The organism is Yersinia sp. IP36721, assembly GCF_003634395.1.
Lineage (GTDB): Bacteria > Pseudomonadota > Gammaproteobacteria > Enterobacterales > Enterobacteriaceae > Yersinia > Yersinia entomophaga.
On the sequence record NZ_QCZL01000103.1, the window covers coordinates 1 to 326 of the forward strand.

Sequence of the window (326 nt, forward strand, 5' to 3'; positions counted from 1 at the left end):
CCAGCGGAAACATGGCAGATTGATTTTACCGCTCGCCTGACCGGCATTGATGAAATGCAACGGTTGATTAACCTTGACCACTACGGCAGCGGTGCATTTTTTGCCGATGGCTTTCTCGTTGCCAAAACCGGTCAGCAATATTACGTGACCGCAGGCCATGCTTATGTGGGCGGACTACGCACCTATTTAGCCGCTAACCAGAATATTACCGTGACCACCCAGCCGATCAAGGTGTGGGCAGACGTGAGTTTGCAAGGCAACGTGGTGAGCCAGTGGGAAACCGTCGTGACGCTAACGCTGGCGGCAGACCTGCAAGACTACCAGGA

Annotated in this window: 1 pseudogene; it reads left to right on the forward strand. The window is 54.0% G+C overall.

Going from position 1 to position 326, the window contains the following annotated elements:
- A pseudogene (locus DBA33_RS20515) lies at window positions 1-326 on the forward strand (hypothetical protein); the annotation flags it as partial.